The sequence below is a fragment of the Saccharothrix sp. NBAS 001 genome (assembly GCF_056640475.1).
The window spans coordinates 4910356-4927853 of the sequence record NZ_CM153251.1; the positions used below are offsets into that span (position 1 = coordinate 4910356).

Consider the following 17498-nt stretch of genomic DNA (forward strand, 5'->3'; position numbering starts at 1 on the left):
CGGCCGGCCACGACGGGGGCGGTGCCCGCCAACCCCTGGCCGGACCGCCCACAAACGTAAACCGCCCGAGTTCACTCGAACGAGCACTTTGACTACCCACCGCACGGAACATCACGAGCGACGCCTTTTCATCACTCTTTCGAGAGGCAAGGTCCTCCAATCCGGCGACAAAGGTAGCGTCTCGTGCGTGTTCCCGTTACCAACGCGGGTGCGCGAAACACGGGGTGGGCGGAACCCGGTTGAAGTTCCCAGGCGAATAATTCTGGCCCGCTAACCCGCAACGATGGAAATGGGGTCGACTAGTGGCCGTCGACGAACGTGAGGCGCGCACCGCGCCGGGCTCGATCCTCACCCGCGGTCGGGCGCACGTAGTGCTGCCCGCGTACAACGAGGCCGCCTCGCTGCCGCCGTTGCTGCGCAGGCTCGCCGAGGTGGCCCGGACCGAGGAGGTCACGGCCTGGGTGGTGGACGACGGTTCGGCCGACGGCACCGCCGAGGCAGCGGCGGGCGTCGCGGGACTGGACGTCCGGGTCGTGCGGCACCCGGTGAACATGGGGCTGGGCCAAGCCGTGCAGACCGGTCTGCGCTCGGTGCTGGAGGTCGCCGACCGCGACGACCTGGTGGTCGTGATGGACGCCGACGACACGCACGACCCGGCGCTGATCACCGCGCTGCGCGGGGAGATCGCGGCGGGCGCGGACGTGGTGATCTGCTCCCGGTTCGTGGCGGGCGGCGACGACGCCACCGCGCCCGCGTTCCGCCGGCTGCTGTCGCGGGGCGCGGCGGTGCTGTTCCGGCGGATGCTCAAGGTCGACGGGGTGCGCGACTTCACCAGCGGCTTCCGCGCCTACCGGGTCAGCGTGCTGGACCGGGCGGCGAGCCACTGGGGCGAGCGGCTGGTGGAGGAGCGCGGGTTCGCGTGCATGGTCGAGCTGCTGCTCAAGCTGCGGCACTGCCGCCCGGTGATCACCGAGGTGCCGCTGCACCTGCACTACGACCGCAAGCAGGGCCCGAGCAAGCTGCGCCTGTGGAAGACCATGGCGCAGTACCTGAAGCTCCTGGTCCGCGACCGCCTGGCCCCGGCCCCGTACCGCACGCTCTGACCGACCGGGACGCCCGCCGGGACGCGCTCCCGGCGGGCGGGGACCGGCCGGTGACGGCGGAGGTGGACGACGGCGAGCGGAGTGGAGGCGGGGACCGGGTGGGCGACGAGAGGGTGCGGCACGTGGACACGGGGTTGCGCGGGATGCGCGTGGTCGTGCTGGGCGGTGGGATCTGCGGGTTGGCGCTGGCCCACCGGCTGGGTCGGGCGGGCGCGGTGGTCGAGCTGGTGGAGGGCGGCGACCAGCTCGGCGGGCTGGGCACGTTCTTCCCGTGGCGGGAGCGGTGGGTCGAGCGGTTCTACCACTGCGTGATGCCCACCGACGACGACCTGCTGGAGCTGCTCGGCGAGATCGGGGCGCGCGAGCGGGTCCGGTGGCGGCCGACCCGGATGGGCATGGTGGTGGACGGGCGGCACTTCCCGTTCAACACCGCGTGGGACCTGTTGCGGTTCACGCCGCTGCGGCCGCACGAGCGCGTCCGGTTCGGGGTGGTGTCGCTGCTGCTGCGGCGGCTCGGCCGGGGCAAGGACCTCGACCGCCTGCGCACCGAGGACTGGCTGCGCGGCGTCTACGGCGACCGGATCTGGGAGCTGCTGCTGGCCCCGATGTTCGGGTCGAAGTTCGGCGCGGCGTTCGGCGACGTGCCCGCGCTGTACCTGTGGCAGCGCCTGGGGCGCGAGAGCAACGTCGCCGTGCGCGGCTACCCCGAGGGCGGCTACCACGCCCTGATCGAGGCGCTGCGGGTGTCCATCGTGGACTCCGGCGGCGCGGTGCGGACCTCCTGCCCCGTCACGCGGGTGACCGCCGGCGGCGCGGTCACGCTGGCCTCCGGCGAGGTGCGCACGGCCGACCGGGTGATCTCCACGCTGCCGCTGCCCGCGCTGCGGTCGATCGCCGACGACGAGCTGAACCGGGTGCTGCCCGACGTGCGGCTGCGGTACCAGGGCGTGGTGAACGCGCTGTTCTTCCTCAAGCGCCCGCTGTCGGGCCACTACTGGGCGCCCGTGGTGCGGTCCGGCACCGAGTTCGACGGCGTCATCGAGATGTCCGCGCTCGCCGGGGAGTTCGACGGCCGGCACCTGGTGTACGTGATGCGCTACACCGACCGGGATTCCGCGCTCTACCGCGACGACGAAGAGCGGATCGCGGCGCGGTGGACCGACCAGCTGGTCGGCCTGTACCCGGATCTCGCGGCCGGGGACGTGGACGAGGTGCGGGTGTTCAAGGCCCCGTTCGTGGAGCCGGTGTACCCGTTGGGATACCTGGCGCAGCAGCCGCCGGTCGTGGTCGAGGGCACGCCGCTGCTGCTGGCCACCACGGCGCACGTCTACCCGTCGGTGACGAGCTGGAACTCCAGCGTGGGCTTGGCGAACCGCGTCGTCGGCCTGCTGGACGACGCGGTCCGGCCCGGCTCACCCGACGGGGAGGAGCACGCCGAGGCGCTGGTCGACCAGCTCCTCCAGGGCGGCGGCGATCCGCACCGCGGGTGAGCCCGTGCCGTAGGGCGACGGGACGGCGGCGAGGCGGGCGCGGTGGCCCGCCACGTCGTCCAGCCAGCGGCCGACCTCCGCGCCGATGCGCGGGCCGGGCGGCACCAGCGTGCCGAACGTGCCCTCGATCTCCGGCCGCTCGGTGCTGCGCCGCACCACCACGACCGGTCGCTTGAGGACGCTCACCTCCTCCTGGATGCCGCCGGAGTCCGACACCACCACGGCCGCACCGGCGGCCAGCGCGAGGAATTCGGGGTACGCCTGGGGTTGCACCACGTGCAGGCCGTGCAGCAGCGCGTCGAGGCCGAAGTCCCGCACCCGCCTGGCGGTGCGCGGGTGCAGCGGCAGCACGACGGTCAGCGGCAGCGCGGCCAGCTCGCGCAGCACGGTCTCCAGGTTCGCCGGGTCGTCCACGTTCTCCGGGCGGTGGATGGTGGCGACCGCGTAGTGGTCGCGGCGCAGCCCGTGGGCGGCCAGCACGGCGGCTTCGACGTCCGGGCCGGGCAGCGCGGCCTCCAGCGCCTCCACGACGGTGTTCCCGGTGACCTCGACGCGGTCGGCCGGGATGTTCTCCGCGAGCAGGTTGGCGCGGTTGAGCGGGGTCGGCGCGCAGCACAGGTCGGCGAGGTGGTCGATGGCGACCCGGTTGTGCTCCTCGGGCATCGCCCGGTCGAAGCTGCGCAGGCCGGCCTCGACGTGCACCAGCGGCACGTCGTTCGCGTTGGCCGCCAACGCCCCCGCGAGCGCGGACGTGGTGTCGCCCTGCACGACGACGGCGGCGGTGCGGCGCGCGGCGAGCACGTCGTCCACCGCCTTGACGGCGAGGCCGAGCTGGGTGCCGCGGCGCGCGCCGCCGAGCGCGAACTCGTGGAAATCGCCCGGTTGGGCGATGTCGCGGCGGATCACCTCGTACATCGCGCGGTCGTAGTGCTGTCCGGTGTAGACGACCACCGCGCGCGGGCCGTAGAGCCTGATGAGCGGAGCGAGCTTGATCAGCTCGGGGCGCGTGCCGCAGACCAGCGTGACGGATTCCACCGTGAGACTTCTCCTTGTTCGACCGGGATGACCGGTTCCGGATCGCGCGACACGTTAGGACGGTCGGGGTGGAATCCCGTTGCACCTCAACCGATCGAGTGAACGAATGTGTCGAATCGGCTTTGCTGCTATTAGGTTGCGGTGGTGATCAGGAAATTCAAGGCCGCGGCGGCCGCCGCGCTCACCGCCGCGGTGCTCGGCGCACCCGCTTCCGAGGGGCCCCTGCTGCCGGACCTGAGACAGGCACCGGTCGGTTGCCCCGGCGGCACCACCGGCAACCCGGACAAGTGCACGGCGTGGGACGTCTGCGTGGTCGCGGAGCGGTACGCGCCCAACGGCGCCTGCGTGGACTCCGGGCGGGCCGGCGGGGTGCGGCTGCGGTTCACCACGTCGGTCGACAACGTCGGCGACGGGCCGCTGCTCATCTACGGCAAGCGCGATTCGGCCGGCACCCCGACGATGCGCTCGCGGCAGGCGTTCCAGTCCGCGCGGGACAAGTCGATCCCGGGCTCCTTCGACGAGGCCGACAACCCGATCCCGGCCACCATGTACTACGAGCCGGCCCCCGCGCACACGCACTGGCACCTGATGGACTTCGAGCGCTTCCAGCTGCGCAAGCCGGACGGCACGACCCTGGTGCAGGACCGGAAGAACGGCTTCTGCCTGGGCGACCGCTACACCGCGCGGGACGCCGCGGACCTGCCCAACCGCCCGCGCAACCCGAACAGCCCCGAGGGCCTGCTCGCGGAGTTCCTGCGGGAGAACCGGTGCCGCCACCACGAGCCGCGTGCGCTGGACGTGGTCGAGGGCATCTCGGTGGGTTCGGGCGACGACTACAAGTACGACGTCGACTACCAGTGGCTCGACCTGACCGACGTGCCGTCCGGCGTGTACGACGTGGTGAACATGGTCAACGTCGACCGGAGCTTCCTGGAGAAGAGCTACGCGAACAACGCGTCGTCCATCGCGATCTCGGTGCAGTGGCCGGGTGGGCTCGGCCGGCCCCCGCTGATCACCAAGCCGCCGAAGGTCGAGCTGGTGCGCAGCTGTCCCGGTCGGGAGCGCTGCGCCCAGTCCTGAGCTGCCCAGTCCTGAGCGGCCCAATCCTGAGCGGCCCAGTCCGGAGCGACTCGGTCCTGAGCGACTCGGTCCCGAGTCCCCGGATCCCGAGTCCCCGAGTCCCGGCGGTCATCGGTCCCGCAACGGCGAGCGGCCCCGGTCTCCGCGCGGAGACCGGGGCCGTCGGGCACGGGCGCAGGTCAGGTCAGGTCAGGTCAGCCGACGGTCTCGGGGCGGGACAGGCCCATAGAGTCGAGGGCGTCGTCCACGTCGAACCCGAGTTCGTCGGCCAGGGCCAGGAACCGCTGCGCCGCACCGGTGTCGACGGGCAGGCCGCCGTCGCCGACCAGGCACATCACGCCCGCTGTGTAGGCGGCTTTCGCGTGCCCGGCGTCGGCCGCCTTGGCGTACCAGTCCAGCGCGGCCCGCGGGTCGTGCTCGACGCCGCGGCCGGTCGCGTACATGCCGGCGACGTTCGCCATGGCGCGGGCGCTGCCCAGTTCGGCCGCGCGGAACGTCCACCGCGCCGACTCGGCCTGGTCGACGTCCACGCCGTCACCCGTGGCGTACAGGACGCTCAGCTCGAACGCGGCGTGCGGGCTGCCCAGCTCCGCCGCCGCCCGGTGCAGCCGGGCCGCCTCGACGGGGTCGGGCGCGCGGCCGTAGCCCTGGTGGGTCAGGTAGCCCGCGAGGAGCAGCACGTCGGGATCGGTCGGGTCGGCCGCGAGCAGTTCCCCGATCCGGTGGCCGGCGTCGGCGGCGTGCTCGGCGCTGCGGGCGAAGTAGGCCACCCGGATCCAGCCCAGCGCCCCGGTCCTCGACCCGGCCCGCTCGGCCTCCCGGTACGCCGCGACGGACCCGGCCACGTCCCGCTCCGGGTACGGGGCCCACGGCGCGGCGCCGTGCGCGAGCAGCCGGCCCAGTTCCAGCCACGCGTCCACGACCCCGGCCGCGCCCGCGCGCCGCAAACCGGACACCAGCAGGGCGGGCGCGTCGCCGGGCAGCAGCCCGATGAGGTGTTCGCTGCGGACGAAGGCGTCGCGGAGTTCCCCGGACGCGGCGAACAGCTCGACGCCGTCGGCGTCCGGATCGCCCAGCAGCCGGGACAGGGACTGGTAGCTCGGTGCGTTCATACCTCGGACCTTCGTGTGGGGACTCCTGGGAGGTGCCACCGTAACCGCCGGCGGTCGTCGTGGTGGTGCGGCGGGAGTACCCGGTGGACGGTCAGGGACGGGTGGCGTTGCGCATCGCGGCCGGGCGCAGCCGGTTGAGCACCGCGAGGTACGACTGCGGGAAGATCCGGGCGAGGAGGTCCGGGGCGTACGCGGAGAACGCGATGAGCACGCGGGGCTTGCGGCGGCGGACCCCGGCCAGGATCTGCTCGGCCGCCTTGTCCGCCGGGTAGGTGAGCAGCTTCGCGAAGCTGTCCTTCCCCTGCGCCGCTTCGGTTTCCGACACGCCGCCCGCCACCCGCGCGGACTCGGCGATGCGGGTGCGGATGCCGCCGGGGTGCACGGTGGTCACGCCGACGCCCCGGCCGGCCAGTTCGTGGCGCAGCGCCTCGGAGAACCCGCGCAGCGCGAACTTGCTCGCCGAGTACGCGGTCTGCCCCGGCGGCGCGATGAGGCCGAACAGGCTGGACACGTTGACCACGTGGCTGCCCGGCGAGGCCAGCAGCCGGGGCAGCAGCGCCCGGGTCAGCGCGACCGGGGCGCGGAAGTTCACGTCCAGCACCCAGTCGAACTCCTCGGCGCTCACCTGGTCGAACGTGCCGCCCAGCGCGACGCCCGCGTTGTTCACCAGCAGGGTGATCCGGGGGTGCGCGGCCAGGATCGCCTCGGCCAGGGCGGGCACGCCCGGCACGTCGGACAGGTCGGCCACGCGGGTGTCCACCTCGACCTCCGGGAACCGGGACGCGATGGCGCGCGCCACGGCGGCCAGGCGTTCGGCGTCGCGGTCGACCAGCACGAGGCCGCTGCCGCGCGCGGCCAGTCCGTGGGCCATCTGCTCGCCCATGCCGCTCGCCGCGCCGGTCAGCACCGCCGTGCCGCCGGCGAACGGGTACTCGATCATGTCGCTCCCCTTCCCTCCACCCCAGCCTGTCGGGTCCGGACGCCGGGCGCTTGACCCGGCGCGACAGAGTTTTACCCCTGCGCGACAGCCCCGGTTCCGGCGGCCGCGAACGCTTGCGCCAGGCCCGCGAACGCGATGGCGTGCCGGTGCGAGGATGCCCGCGAGCGTCTGGCGGTAACGCAGGTGCCCGGTGCCGGCTCCGCTGCCACGAGAGCGTCCGGCAGGCCGTCACGGGTGTGCTCGGCGAACGTGATCAGCCCTCCGCACCGGACCGGCGCACGGCGCTCGGCGTCCGGGCCCACCAGCGCCGGCAGCACCGGCTCAGCGCGGACTGCTCGGAGAGCCCGAGCATCGCGGCGACCTGGCTCATCGGCATGTCCGTCGTGGTCAGGTAGCGGTGCGCGGCCTGCCGCCGCACGTCGTCCAGGATCCCGGCGAAGGTCGCGCCCTCCTCCGCGAGCCGGCGCTGCAACGTGCGCGGGTGCACGTTCACCAGCCGTGCCACCGCACCCACCTCCGCCGGCACGGTGCCCAGCGACTGCACGACCACCCCGCGCACCCGCACGGCGAGGCTCGCGCCCTCGCCGGCGGTCTGCTCGGCCAGGTACGCCAGCGCCAGCCGCCACACCCGTTCGTCGCCGCCCTCCAGCGGCCGGTCGGCCAGGCTGCGCGGCAGCCGCAGCACCGGCGCGGGCCGTCCGGTGTGGACGGTCGTGCCGAAGTACTGCTCGTAGACCGACAGCGGCGCGGCCGGTGTGTAAGGCAGTTCGACCGAGCGCAGCCCGTACCCGCCGCCGACCAGGAACCGGATCGCCCGGTGCAGGAAGCCCAGCCCGAGGTCGGTCGCCTGCACCGACACCGGGTGCCACGTGGGCTGCCCGTAGCGCAGCGCCGCGACGCCGCGCGCGCCGTACGGGTCGTCCTCCAGCGACAGGCTCAGCGAACGGGCGTGCAGGAAGAGGTAGCGCGAGGTGCACTCCAGCGCGTCGGCCACGGTCGGCGAGTTGCGGATGGCCAGCGCCAGCGGGCCGAGGATGCCGAAGTCCTGCCGGGCGGCGACCCGCAGGCCCAGGTCCGGGCAGGCCAGCGCCTCGGCGGCGATCTCCAGCACGGCGACCACCGCGTGGTCGGCCACCAGCAGGTCGTCCACGTCCAGCGCGGCGACCGGGAGGCCGGCGGCGGTGGCGTAGTCGTCGGCGTGGCCGCCGAGTTCGGCGACCGTGGCGCGGAAACCGCGCAGACCCGCCGACCGGACCACCGACATGTCGTACAGGGTCAAATAGTTGTCGTGCGAAGTCAAGAACCGGGTGGGTCGGGTCAGCACACTGGAGCCATGGTCACCACCGAACCCACCCACCTCGACGTCGTGATCGTGGGCGCGGGGCTCTCCGGCATCGGCGCGGCGTACCGCCTGTCCACCGAGCACCCCGGCCGCTCGTACGCGATCGTCGAGGCGCGCGACGCGATCGGCGGGACCTGGGACCTGTTCCGCTACCCGGGCGTCCGGTCGGACTCGGACATGTTCACCCTGGGCTACCCGTTCGCGCCCTGGCGGGAGGCGAAGTCCATCGCCGACGGACCGTCGATCCTGGACTACATCCGGCGGACCGCCGCCGAGCACGGCATCGACCGGCGGATCCGGTTCGGCACCAGGGTGCTGGCCGCGGACTGGTCGACCGGGCGGCAGCGCTGGACCGTGAGCCTGAGCGACGGCAGCACGCTGACCTGCGGGTTCCTCTACACGTGCGCGGGCTACTACGACTACGAGCGCGGCCACGAACCCGGGTTCGCGGGCTTGTCGACGTTCGCCGGGCGGGTCGTGCACCCGCAGTTCTGGCCCGAAGACCTCGACTACGCGGGCAAGAAGGTCGTGGTGATCGGCAGCGGCGCGACGGCGGTGACCGTCGTGCCGTCCATGGCGCGCACCGCCGGGCACGTGACCATGCTCCAGCGCTCCCCCACGTGGATCAGCCCGGTGCCGGGGCGCGACAAGCTCGCCGACCGGATCCGCGCGGTGCTGCCCGCCGGCCTCGCGCACCGGGTGGTGCGGGCCAAGAACATCGCGTTCACCACCGGCTTCTACCAGTTCTGCCGGCGTTTCCCCGGCGCGGCGCGGTCGCTGCTGACGAAGCTGTCCACCCGGGCGTTGCGCGACCCGGCGCTGGTGCGCGAGCACTTCACGCCCAGCTACGACCCGTGGGACCAGCGGCTGTGCGCCGTCCCGGACGCCGACCTGTTCGAGGCGATCCGGGCGGGCACCGCGTCGGTGGTGACCGATCACGTCGACGCGTTCGTGCCCGAGGGCGTCCGACTCAGGTCCGGGCGGGTGCTGGAGGCCGACGTCGTGGTCACCGCGACCGGGCTGAAGCTGCTGGCCTTCGGCGGGATCGCGCCGAGCGTGGACGGGCGGCCGGTGGACCTGGCGGAGCAGTTCGTGTGGCGCGGGGCGATGATCACCGGCATCCCGAACTTCGCGGTGTGCATCGGGTACACCAACGCGTCGTGGACGTTGCGGGCCGACCTGACCTCGCGGCTGGTGTGCCGGGTGCTGGCGCACCTGGACCGCGGCGGTTTCACGTCCGTGACGCCGCGCCCGGACCGGGCGATGGCGCGGAAACCGTTGCTGGACTTGGCTTCCGGTTACGTCCAGCGGTCCATCGACGCGTTCCCGCGCCAGGGCGACCGCGGCCCGTGGCGGGTGCGGCAGAACTACCTGCTGGACGCCGTGCAGACGTTGCGCGGCGACATCGGCGACCAGTTGGAGGGCGTCCGGCCGCGCGCGCCCGAGCACGTCCGGTGACCGCGCGACCCACCCGGCGGTCGCCGTGGCCGGGGTGCGGCACGGCATCGGAAGCCCGACCGAGGTCGTTCCGGGTGTCGGCCTGTACGGCGGATTCGCTGCGGCTCGGAGGGCTTCCCCCGTCCGTGCCCGTCTCGCGTGTGGGGCCGGTCCCCGCAGCGAGCCGGACGAGTGCCGCCAACGAGCGCCTGTCGCACGTCGAACGGGATGCCGACGCCACCGGTCGGCGGCGGCCCTCGGCGCGGCCGTGAAATAGTCACCGGGTGATCGGCCGATTCGTTCCCCTGGCACTGCTGCTGTCCGTGGTCGCGTGCGGCGCGCCGCCGACCCCTCCCGCGCCCGAACCGACTCCGACCGCGCCGGCGTGCCCGGAGGGCGGGGTGGAGATCTCCGCGCTCAACGGCGATGCCGCGATGGGCCTGCGGGTGCTGACGCTGGAGATGCGCAACTGCGGCACCGAGACGCAGCGCGTCCAGGGCTACCCGGACGTGCGGCTGCTGGACGAGGACGGGCAGCCGCTCGACGTCCGGGTCGAGCACGGGTCGACGTCGATCTCCACCATCGAGTCGTTCGAGGCCCCGGCCGCCGAGTTCGCCCTGGGGCCGGGCGACCGGGCGACGGCGGGGATCGTCTGGCGCAACACCTACGACGACACCAGCCGCCCGCCGCAGGTCGGCGCGAAGATCGACATCGCGCCGCGGGCCGGCCGCCCGCGCCAGACGTTCGTCCCCCGGCTGGGCACCGACGGCGGCCCGCCCTCGCCGGACTCCCCCGCCACCACGATCGACCTGGGCAGCACCGGCCGGATCGGGCTGAGCCCGTGGCGCGCACCGGAAGGCCCCGGCGACCGCCCCCGGCCGTGACCCGGGGTCAGGCGGGCGTGACCGACCAGTCGCCCCGGCCCTCGACCTGGACCAGCGCCGGCCCCTCCAGCCCGATCTCGCCGCCGAAGTCGCCGATCTCGTTCACCCGCAGGTCCGGCGACTGGTAGTCGCGGTCCAGCTCCAGCACCCACACGACGAAGTTCGACGGCCCCTGGAAGGCCACCCGCGCGGACCGGGCCGGCCGGTTCACCAGGAACACCGCGTCGTCTCCGCCGGTGGCCCCGGCGTCGGCGGTGGGCACCAGGTCCATCCCGCCGACGGTCATCGTCCACGCCCCGGTGACCTCCACGGTCAACGTCCGGACCGGCTTGCCCACCGGGCCCAGCCAGCGCGTGCCGGCGTAGGGGCCGACCCGGTTGACCACCAGCAGGTCCGCCCCGTCCGACCGGACCAGGGTGTGCCCGGTGCACTCCGGGCACTCGAACCGGACGGCGGCGAACCCCGGTGGCCGGTCGAGCGTGATCACGGCGGCACCGGTCCCGGAGTACACCGACGGCGGCACGGTCGGCGGCGCGGGCACGGTCGTGCGCGGCGCGCGGGAGGTCGTGGTCGGGTAGGTCGGGGCCGGGTAGGCCGGCACCGGGTCGAGGCCGGCCCGGGTCTGCGCGGGCCGCTTCGGCGCGAACAGGTCGACGTGCGTGGCCGGGTTGCTCTGGATCACGGCCGCCCCGACCGCCACCAGCACCCAGAACAGGCCGACCAGCGGCCACAGCCAACCCGGTGCCCGGCGGACCGGCGGCGGTGCCGGCCAGTGGTCGCCGGAGGGCATGGGCGGTTGGGTCATGAGCTTCCCCCGAGGTTCACGCCCGGCACCCTACGATCGCCCGCCCGGTTCCTCCCAACCGGATACCGCCGGATCGGCCGTGACGAACGGCACGCCGTCACGGCCCGCTGTGCACCAGGGTCGCCCACAGGTCCGGCCGGTCCGGGAACTCGGCGCGCAGGCCGCGCGCGACCTCGCGGACGGCGTGCGCGGCGGTGTCGGCGGACGCGGTGTCGGGCAGCAGGTCGTAGAACGCGCCGGCCGCGCGGGCGGCCAAGGCGTCGTTCAACGGCCACAAGCTCGCCACCACGTGCCGGAAGCCCGCGAGGTGGAACGCGGCGGCCAGGTTGAGCGGTTCGTCGACGTACCGGCCGCGCGCGGCGGTCGAGCACGCCGACAGGTAGGCGAGTTCGGCGTGCTCCGGGCGCAGCCTGCTGATCGCCTCGACCGGCAGGACGCCGTCGGCCAGGTGCAGCACGGCGCGGGACGTGGTGTCCGGGTCCACGGTCGCGTGGCACGCGAAGTGGGCCCACGTGCAGTCGCCCACCGCGTCGAGCACCTGCCGGGTGGTCGGGTCGACCAGCAGCGGGTCGCCGGGGCGGCGGGCGTGCAGCAACGCGGCCTCGGCCACCGTGCCGGGCAGCCGGGGCAGGCCGGCGGTGTGCTCGACGGCCACGGTGAGCTGACGGCGAACGCCGGGGCTGGGCCGGCGGCGGGCGTGGTGCAGGGTGTGCGCGGTCGGCAGGTAGGACGACACGAGCCGGTCGAGGGCGTCGCCCGCCGCGTGGAACGGCAGGTCGCCCAGCGGCCCCAGCGGCAGCCACCACACGCGCCCGCCGCCCACCACGTCGGCCACCGGGGCGACGGCGGACGTCCACAGCCAGTCCAGCAGCCCGGTCAGCACCCGCCGGGCGTGCGGCAACCGGCTCGGCCTGGTCACCGGGAGCGCGTCGCGCAGCGCCGCGCGGTGCTCCGCCAAACCGGCCGCCAGCAGCGGCAGCGGGATCGGCACCAGGCCGTCGGCGGTCGCCACGACCGCGTCGGCCCGCCCGGCGGCGGCGTTGAGCAGCACGATCGGGCCGTCCACCGCGATCTCGCGGATCGGCGCGGGCCGCAGGAAACCGGCCAGGCCCGGCACCTCGCGGGCGGCGGCCACCAGCCGGTCGTGCTCGGCCCACAGCCGGGCCCGGTTCGCCGGGCCGACCTGGTCGAGGGTCGCGCCGGTCAGGTCGGGCAGCGCCGGCTCGGTGAGCCGGTCGTGCACCCGGGCCAGCCGGCGCGCCGCCACCGGGTCGACCCGGACCAGGTCGGCGAGGTCGGCCCGCAGGTCCAGTTCCGCGCCGAGCACGAGCGCGCGGCCCAGTTCGGCGACCTCCACCGCGCCTTCCGGGTCGCCGGCGGCCAGGTGCGCGGCCACCGCGTCGCCGGGCAGCAGGCGGTGCGCGACCAGCGCCCGTTCCTGCTCGGCCCAGCCGCTGTCGCGCCACACGACCGCGCGCAGCAGGCCGACCGCGTCCCGCAGCACCCGCGCGGCCTGCTCGGGCAGGCCCAGCGCCAGGGCCAGCACGCCGATCTCCCGCCCGGCTTCCGCGCGCAGCGCGGGCAGGTCGTCCGGCAGGTCGGCGTAACCGCTGATCAGCGGGTCCGGCGCGGGGACCTCGTCGGGGGCGACGCGGTGCAGCCGGCGGCACGCGGCGGCCAGCGCGATCAGCCGGGCGACCCGGCCGCGCGGATCCGGTTCGTGCCCGAACGCACCCGTCGCGGCGGCCACCGCGCGGCGGGCGTCGGCCGGGTCGCCCAGCGCGTCGAACCGCAGGGTGTGCGCGCGGGCCAGCGCGACCAGGGACGCGGCGGACGGCGGTGCGGCGGCGGCCTCGGCCACCAGCCGCTCCAGGTCGTCGGGCCGGCCGTGCCGGGCGTGCCGCAGCCGGAACAGGCCCGGGGCGTCCGGGGCGAGTTCGGCGGCCCGGTCCAGGTGCGCGTCCGCGCCGCCGGCCGCGAACGCGTCGAGGTGCGCGCGGGCCAGCCGGGCGGTGACCAGCGGGTCGCCGCCGGACTGTTCGAAGGCCCGTTCGTGCAGCGCCAGCGCGGTCTCCAGGTCGTCGGTCGCGCCCGATTCGGCGAACCGCAGCCGGTACACCTCGGCCAGCGCGCTCAGGTCCCCGGCGGCGGTCACCTCGCCGATCTGGTCGGCCAGGTCGGCGGCCCGGCGGATGTCCTCGCCCGCGCCCGCCGCCTCGAACCGCCGGCGGTAGGCGTCGGCCAACCGGACCAGGACCAGGTCGCGCACCGGGTCGTCGGCGTCGGGCACCAGCGGCGTCTCGTCCAGCAGGACGGTCACGCCGTTGACGCCCAGCGCGAGTTCGCCGACCGCGATCAGCGCGTCGAGGTCGGCCGCGTCGGCCGGGTCCGCGCTCGCCGCGCCCAGGTCGGCGGTGTCCGCCGGGTCGACGCCCGCCGCGCCCAGGTCGGCCGGGTCGAGCCGGGCCTGGTGGTGGGCCAGCCACAGCCGGCGCAGCAACCCGCCCCGGCGGTGCGCGGGCAGGGTCGGGTCGACCAGGGGCAGCGAGGCGGCGAACCCGGGCAGCGCGGCGTGCGCCGGGTCGTCGCGGCCGGCGTCGGCGGCCAGCCGCAGGTCGGCGGGGTCGCCGGCGAGGTCGAACCGGGCCAGCGCGGCCCGCGCCACGCCGTCCGCCGAGCCGGTCGAGGTGAACAGCGCGAGCGCGCGCTCCAGGTCCGGGCGGGCCGCGCCGAACCGGAACCGGGCGAGGTAGGCGCCGGCCAGGTGGTCGGCCACCGCCGCCCGGTGGGCGGGCGGCTCGTAGCCCGCCGCCTGGTCGTCCAGCACCCGTTCGAACGGGTGCCGGAACCGGCGCAGCCGCACCCGGCCGCGCACCCGGCGGTCCGGCGCGGCCAGGGCGAGTTCCCCGGTCTCGACGGCCTCCCGCAGGTCGCCGAAGCTGCCCGCGCCGACCCGGATGCCCAGGCCGATCGCCACCGCGCCGAGCAGCCACCCCCGGTCGGGGTGCCGGCGCGGCAGGACGGCCAGGCACGCGCGGGCCCGGTCGAGCAGCTCGTCCACCGCCCGCAGGTCCCCGGTCTGCCGGAAGACCGCCATGTTCAGCACCACGAGGAGGCTGACGTGCCGGGCGTGGTCGCGGTGCGAGGTGCGCCGGACCAGGTCCTCCAGCAGCAGGATCGCCACGCGCAGGGTGACCGGGTGGTCCTCGACCCGCGCGAACGCGACGGCCGCGCCGAACTGGCTGTCGGGGTGGGCGTCCGGGCCGGGCAGCAGGCGGCGCACCAGCGGCGGCCGGGCCTCGGGCGGCTCGGACCAGTGCCAGGCGACGACGTGCGCCAGGTCGGTGATCGCGTGGCCGTGCTCGAACCTCAGCAGGAACAGGGCGGCGAGCCGGCGGCGGACCACGTCCGTCGGGGCCTCGTCCACCGCCGCGAGCAGCGCGCGGACCTCGGCTTCGACGTCGCCGGAGAACAGCGCGGCCGGGTCGCCGGAACGGCGGAACGCCGCGACCCGCTCCGCCGGGGCGGCGACGGGATCGGGTAATCGCACAGGCCCGACCCTAGCCGGATCAGTAGCGCCCGCGCGGCTCGTAGTCGTCTTCGTCGTCGTAGTCGGGGGTGCTGAACTTCGGCGGCCGGTTGGACCACGAGTCGACCAGGACCAGCAGGGCCGCGCAGACGATGATGATCACGCCGACCAGCGGCACGTTGCCCCAGAACATCAGGCCGCCGAGCAGGACCATCGGCACGACGGCGAACAGGCAGAACGGGTCTACCCGCCCGAAAGCCGGCCGGCGCTGCCCCGTGGATCGACCGTACTGCCCCGCCATCAGTCCGCCTGTCCGTCGTCACTCGTGTCCGAATCGCCGGGCTTCCGGCACCCGGTGCCCCGAACAGCATAATTCCCGCCGGCAGAGGTGTACGGCGGGTTACGGCGACGCCGCCGTCCAGGCGCCCGGACTACGGCGTTCCGGCGACCCGCCCCACGTGACCGGGGGTGGTGCCCGCTGCCTGGCGGCGGTGCCCGCGCGGCCGGGCGGGCGGCGTCCGCGCAGGTCGTCCTCCACGCCCGACCGGCTGTGATCTTGGTCTCGACCGGCGCGGCCCGGCCCGGGAACCGGCCGGCGGGGCGCGGTCTAGACTCGGCGGCGCACGACTGGCGTCGGGTGGGCCAACCACCGGGGAGTGCACCGCGAGCAGGCATCGCCCGCCTGGGTGCCCCTCATTCGTCCCACCGGATGAGGAGTACCGCCATGTCGGCCACGATCCTCGACGGCACCGCCGTCTCCCGCGCCCTGCTCGACGCCACCGCCGCCCGCGCCGCCGCGTTCGCCGGTCGCGCCGGGCGCACCCCGACCCTGGCCACGGTGCTGGTCGGCGACGACCCGGCGTCGCACACGTACGTGAAGATGAAGCGCTCCCGCAGCGCGAAGGTCGGGATCGGGTCGCGGGCCGTGGAACTGCCCGCCTCGACCACCACCGACCGGCTGGTCGCGGAGATCTCCGCGCTGTCCGCCGACCCGGAGGTGGACGGCATCCTGTTGCAGCACCCGGTGCCCGCGCACGTCGACGAGCGGGCGGCGTTCGAGGCGATCGCGCCGGGCAAGGACGTGGACGGCGTGACCATGCACAGCTTCGCCGCGATGGCGTTCGGCGAGCCCGGGTTCCACTCGTGCACGCCGGGCGGCATCCTGCGGCTGCTGGACGCCTACGACATTCCGCTGTCCGGGCGGCGCGCGGTCGTCGTCGGCCGCAGCCCGATCCTGGGCAAGCCGGTCGGGATGCTGCTGCTGGCCCGCGACGCGACCGTCACCTACTGCCACTCGCGCACCGCGGACCTGGCGGCGGCGGTGCGCGAGGCGGACGTCGTGGTGGCCGCCGTCGGCAAGCCGGAACTCGTGCGCGGCGAGTGGATCAAGCCGGGCGCGGTGGTCGTGGACGCCGGCTACAACCCGGGCAACGTCGGGGACGTCGAGTACGCGGCGGCGGCCGAGCGCGCCGGGCACATCACGCCCGTGCCCGGCGGCGTCGGCCCGATGACCATCGCCCTGCTGCTGGAGCAGACCGTCCGGGCGGCCGAAGCCACCGGCTGACCCCCGGTCCACCCGCCCGCCGGCGGGAGTCCGAACCCGGCGGGAACCGGGAACGGGTCCCGTTCCGAACACCCCCGTGGTGGGCGGGACCGGAGCGGAACCGGTCCCGCCCGCCGCCTGCGCCGCGACCGCCCCCACCGCCACGACCATATCGCCGGAGTAGGACGCCAACGCCCGCTCCAGGTCCTCCACCAGCGCCGGCGACAGGTGGTTGGTCGGCTCGCCGAGCAACAGCGGGTCCACCGGCTCGGTGACCAGCCGGGCCGGCTCCACCCGGCGGCGCTGCCCGTAGGACAGCTCGCCGAGCCGCAGGCCCAGGTCGCGCGCGAGCAGCCGGTCCACGTGCTCGTCCGGGTGACACCGGCCGTGCGCGAACGCCTCCGCCACGGTCAGGTCCGGCGGGGCACGTCCCGTCCTCCTGCCGCAGGTGCCCGACCCCGCGCCGGGATGCCGACCCGGCCCTGGTCCGGGGTCGGCTCGCCCGCCGGCACCTGGGCCAATGTGGTCTTGCCCGCGCCGTTCGGGCCGGTGACCAGCAGCCGTTCGCCGGGCCGGATGGTCGGCTCCGGCACGTGCAGCCGGTCGGCCACCCGCACGTCGTGCAGCTCGGCCACCCACGGCGGCTCCCCCGCCCCGAGCCGCTCGTCCGACTCGGCGGCGATCCGGGCGGTGAACCGGAGCGGGTCGGGCCAGGTGCCGCTCCAGACAGGCCACGCCCTGGTCGTCCAGGTCGTTGGTCGGCGCGTCGAGCAGCAGCAGCTCCGGCGCGGACGCCGGGGTCGCGGCCGGCGCCAGCCGGGACCGCTCGCCGCCGGACAGGGTGCCCAGCGCGCGGTCGCGATCCAGGCCGGGCAGGTCCAGGCCGGGCAGGGCGATCTCCACCCCGGCGTCGGCCCGGTACCCGTCGCGCCTCGAACCGCTCGACCAGGTCGGCGGCCTCCTCCCGGCGCGGCCGCGCCTCCAGGTCGCGCAGGTCGGTCGACGGCGTCCACCACGGTCGCGTGTGGCAAGTCGAGGGTCTGCGGCGGGTAGCCGACGCCGCCGGGCGTGGACGTGGTCAGCACGCCGACCTCCTCCCCCGGCTTCACGATGAGCGTGACCCGGCGAGCACCAGGTGGTCGTCGTAACGCTCGGTGACGTCGTACGGGCCCTTGTTCTCTGCCCGCGCCGGGCCGAG

13 protein-coding genes, 1 pseudogene and 1 riboswitch are annotated in these 17498 nt (G+C 75.1%); of the genes and pseudogenes, 6 read left to right on the forward strand and 8 right to left on the reverse strand.

Features of this window, described 5'->3' with window-relative positions:
- Nucleotides 1-302: 302 nt before the first annotated feature.
- Nucleotides 303-1103, forward strand: a complete 801-nt coding sequence (locus tag AC0HI0_RS20160; RefSeq protein ID WP_480933920.1) for a glycosyltransferase — start codon at nt 303-305, stop codon at nt 1101-1103.
- 50 nt (nt 1104-1153) lie between these two features.
- A complete protein-coding gene (locus AC0HI0_RS20165) occupies nt 1154-2593 on the forward strand; it encodes an FAD-dependent oxidoreductase (RefSeq protein WP_480933921.1) in 1440 nt (479 codons plus the stop codon).
- Here the strand turns inward: AC0HI0_RS20165 and wecB are convergent.
- Complete coding sequence (gene wecB / locus AC0HI0_RS20170; RefSeq protein WP_480933922.1) at nt 2516-3628, reverse strand: non-hydrolyzing UDP-N-acetylglucosamine 2-epimerase; 1113 nt, start codon at nt 3626-3628, stop codon at nt 2516-2518. The genes AC0HI0_RS20165 and wecB overlap by 78 nt on opposite strands.
- Before the next feature lie 144 nt (nt 3629-3772).
- Between wecB and AC0HI0_RS20175 the strand changes: the two genes are divergently transcribed.
- Nucleotides 3773-4708: a lysyl oxidase family protein gene (locus tag AC0HI0_RS20175; RefSeq protein WP_480933923.1), complete on the forward strand. Its 936-nt coding sequence runs from the start codon at nt 3773-3775 to the stop codon at nt 4706-4708.
- A 194-nt stretch (nt 4709-4902) separates the two neighbouring features.
- Here the strand turns inward: AC0HI0_RS20175 and AC0HI0_RS20180 are convergent, their stop codons facing one another.
- From AC0HI0_RS20180 to AC0HI0_RS20190, 3 genes are all read right to left on the reverse strand, one after another.
- Nucleotides 4903-5820 carry a tetratricopeptide repeat protein gene (locus AC0HI0_RS20180; RefSeq protein ID WP_480933924.1) on the reverse strand — a complete coding sequence of 306 codons (918 nt, stop codon included), beginning with the start codon at nt 5818-5820 and terminating at the stop codon, nt 4903-4905.
- Nucleotides 5821-5911: 91 nt separating this feature from the next.
- Nucleotides 5912-6760, reverse strand: coding sequence for an SDR family NAD(P)-dependent oxidoreductase (locus tag AC0HI0_RS20185; RefSeq protein ID WP_480933925.1), 849 nt, complete (start codon nt 6758-6760; stop codon nt 5912-5914).
- Nucleotides 6761-7013: 253 nt separating this feature from the next.
- A complete protein-coding gene (locus AC0HI0_RS20190; protein ID WP_480933926.1) occupies nt 7014-8024 on the reverse strand; it encodes an AraC family transcriptional regulator in 1011 nt (336 codons plus the stop codon).
- A 69-nt stretch (nt 8025-8093) separates the two neighbouring features.
- On the opposite strand from AC0HI0_RS20190, the gene AC0HI0_RS20195 reads away from it, so the two are divergent.
- Complete coding sequence (locus AC0HI0_RS20195) at nt 8094-9560, forward strand: flavin-containing monooxygenase (RefSeq protein ID WP_480933927.1); 1467 nt, start codon at nt 8094-8096, stop codon at nt 9558-9560.
- Between the two features lie 263 nt (nt 9561-9823).
- Nucleotides 9824-10423, forward strand: a complete 600-nt coding sequence (locus AC0HI0_RS20200; RefSeq protein WP_480933928.1) for a DUF4232 domain-containing protein — start codon at nt 9824-9826, stop codon at nt 10421-10423.
- A gap of 7 nt (nt 10424-10430) precedes the next feature.
- Here AC0HI0_RS20200 and AC0HI0_RS20205 read toward each other — a convergent pair whose 3' ends face one another.
- The 3 genes from AC0HI0_RS20205 to AC0HI0_RS20215 all read right to left on the reverse strand — a co-directional run bounded on the left by AC0HI0_RS20205 (nt 10431) and on the right by AC0HI0_RS20215 (nt 15058).
- Nucleotides 10431-11228 carry a hypothetical protein gene (locus tag AC0HI0_RS20205; RefSeq protein WP_480933929.1) on the reverse strand — a complete coding sequence of 266 codons (798 nt, stop codon included), beginning with the start codon at nt 11226-11228 and terminating at the stop codon, nt 10431-10433.
- 97 nt (nt 11229-11325) lie between these two features.
- Nucleotides 11326-14778 (reverse strand): CHAT domain-containing protein, encoded by a 3453-nt coding sequence (locus AC0HI0_RS20210; RefSeq protein WP_480933930.1) that lies wholly within the window; start codon nt 14776-14778, stop codon nt 11326-11328.
- Between the two features lie 19 nt (nt 14779-14797).
- Entirely contained in the window at nt 14798-15058 is a 261-nt protein-coding gene (locus AC0HI0_RS20215) for a hypothetical protein (protein ID WP_480933931.1), read from the reverse strand.
- 312 nt (nt 15059-15370) lie between these two features.
- Nucleotides 15371-15452: riboswitch (ZMP/ZTP riboswitch) on the forward strand.
- Nucleotides 15453-15481: 29 nt separating this feature from the next.
- Between AC0HI0_RS20215 and AC0HI0_RS20220 the strand changes: the two genes are divergently transcribed.
- Nucleotides 15482-16321 carry a bifunctional 5,10-methylenetetrahydrofolate dehydrogenase/5,10-methenyltetrahydrofolate cyclohydrolase gene (locus AC0HI0_RS20220; RefSeq protein WP_480933932.1) on the forward strand — a complete coding sequence of 280 codons (840 nt, stop codon included), beginning with the start codon at nt 15482-15484 and terminating at the stop codon, nt 16319-16321.
- 141 nt (nt 16322-16462) lie between these two features.
- Here AC0HI0_RS20220 and AC0HI0_RS20225 read toward each other — a convergent pair.
- A pseudogene (locus tag AC0HI0_RS20225) lies at nt 16463-17388 on the reverse strand (ATP-binding cassette domain-containing protein); the annotation flags it as partial.
- Nucleotides 17389-17498: the final 110 nt, after the last annotated feature.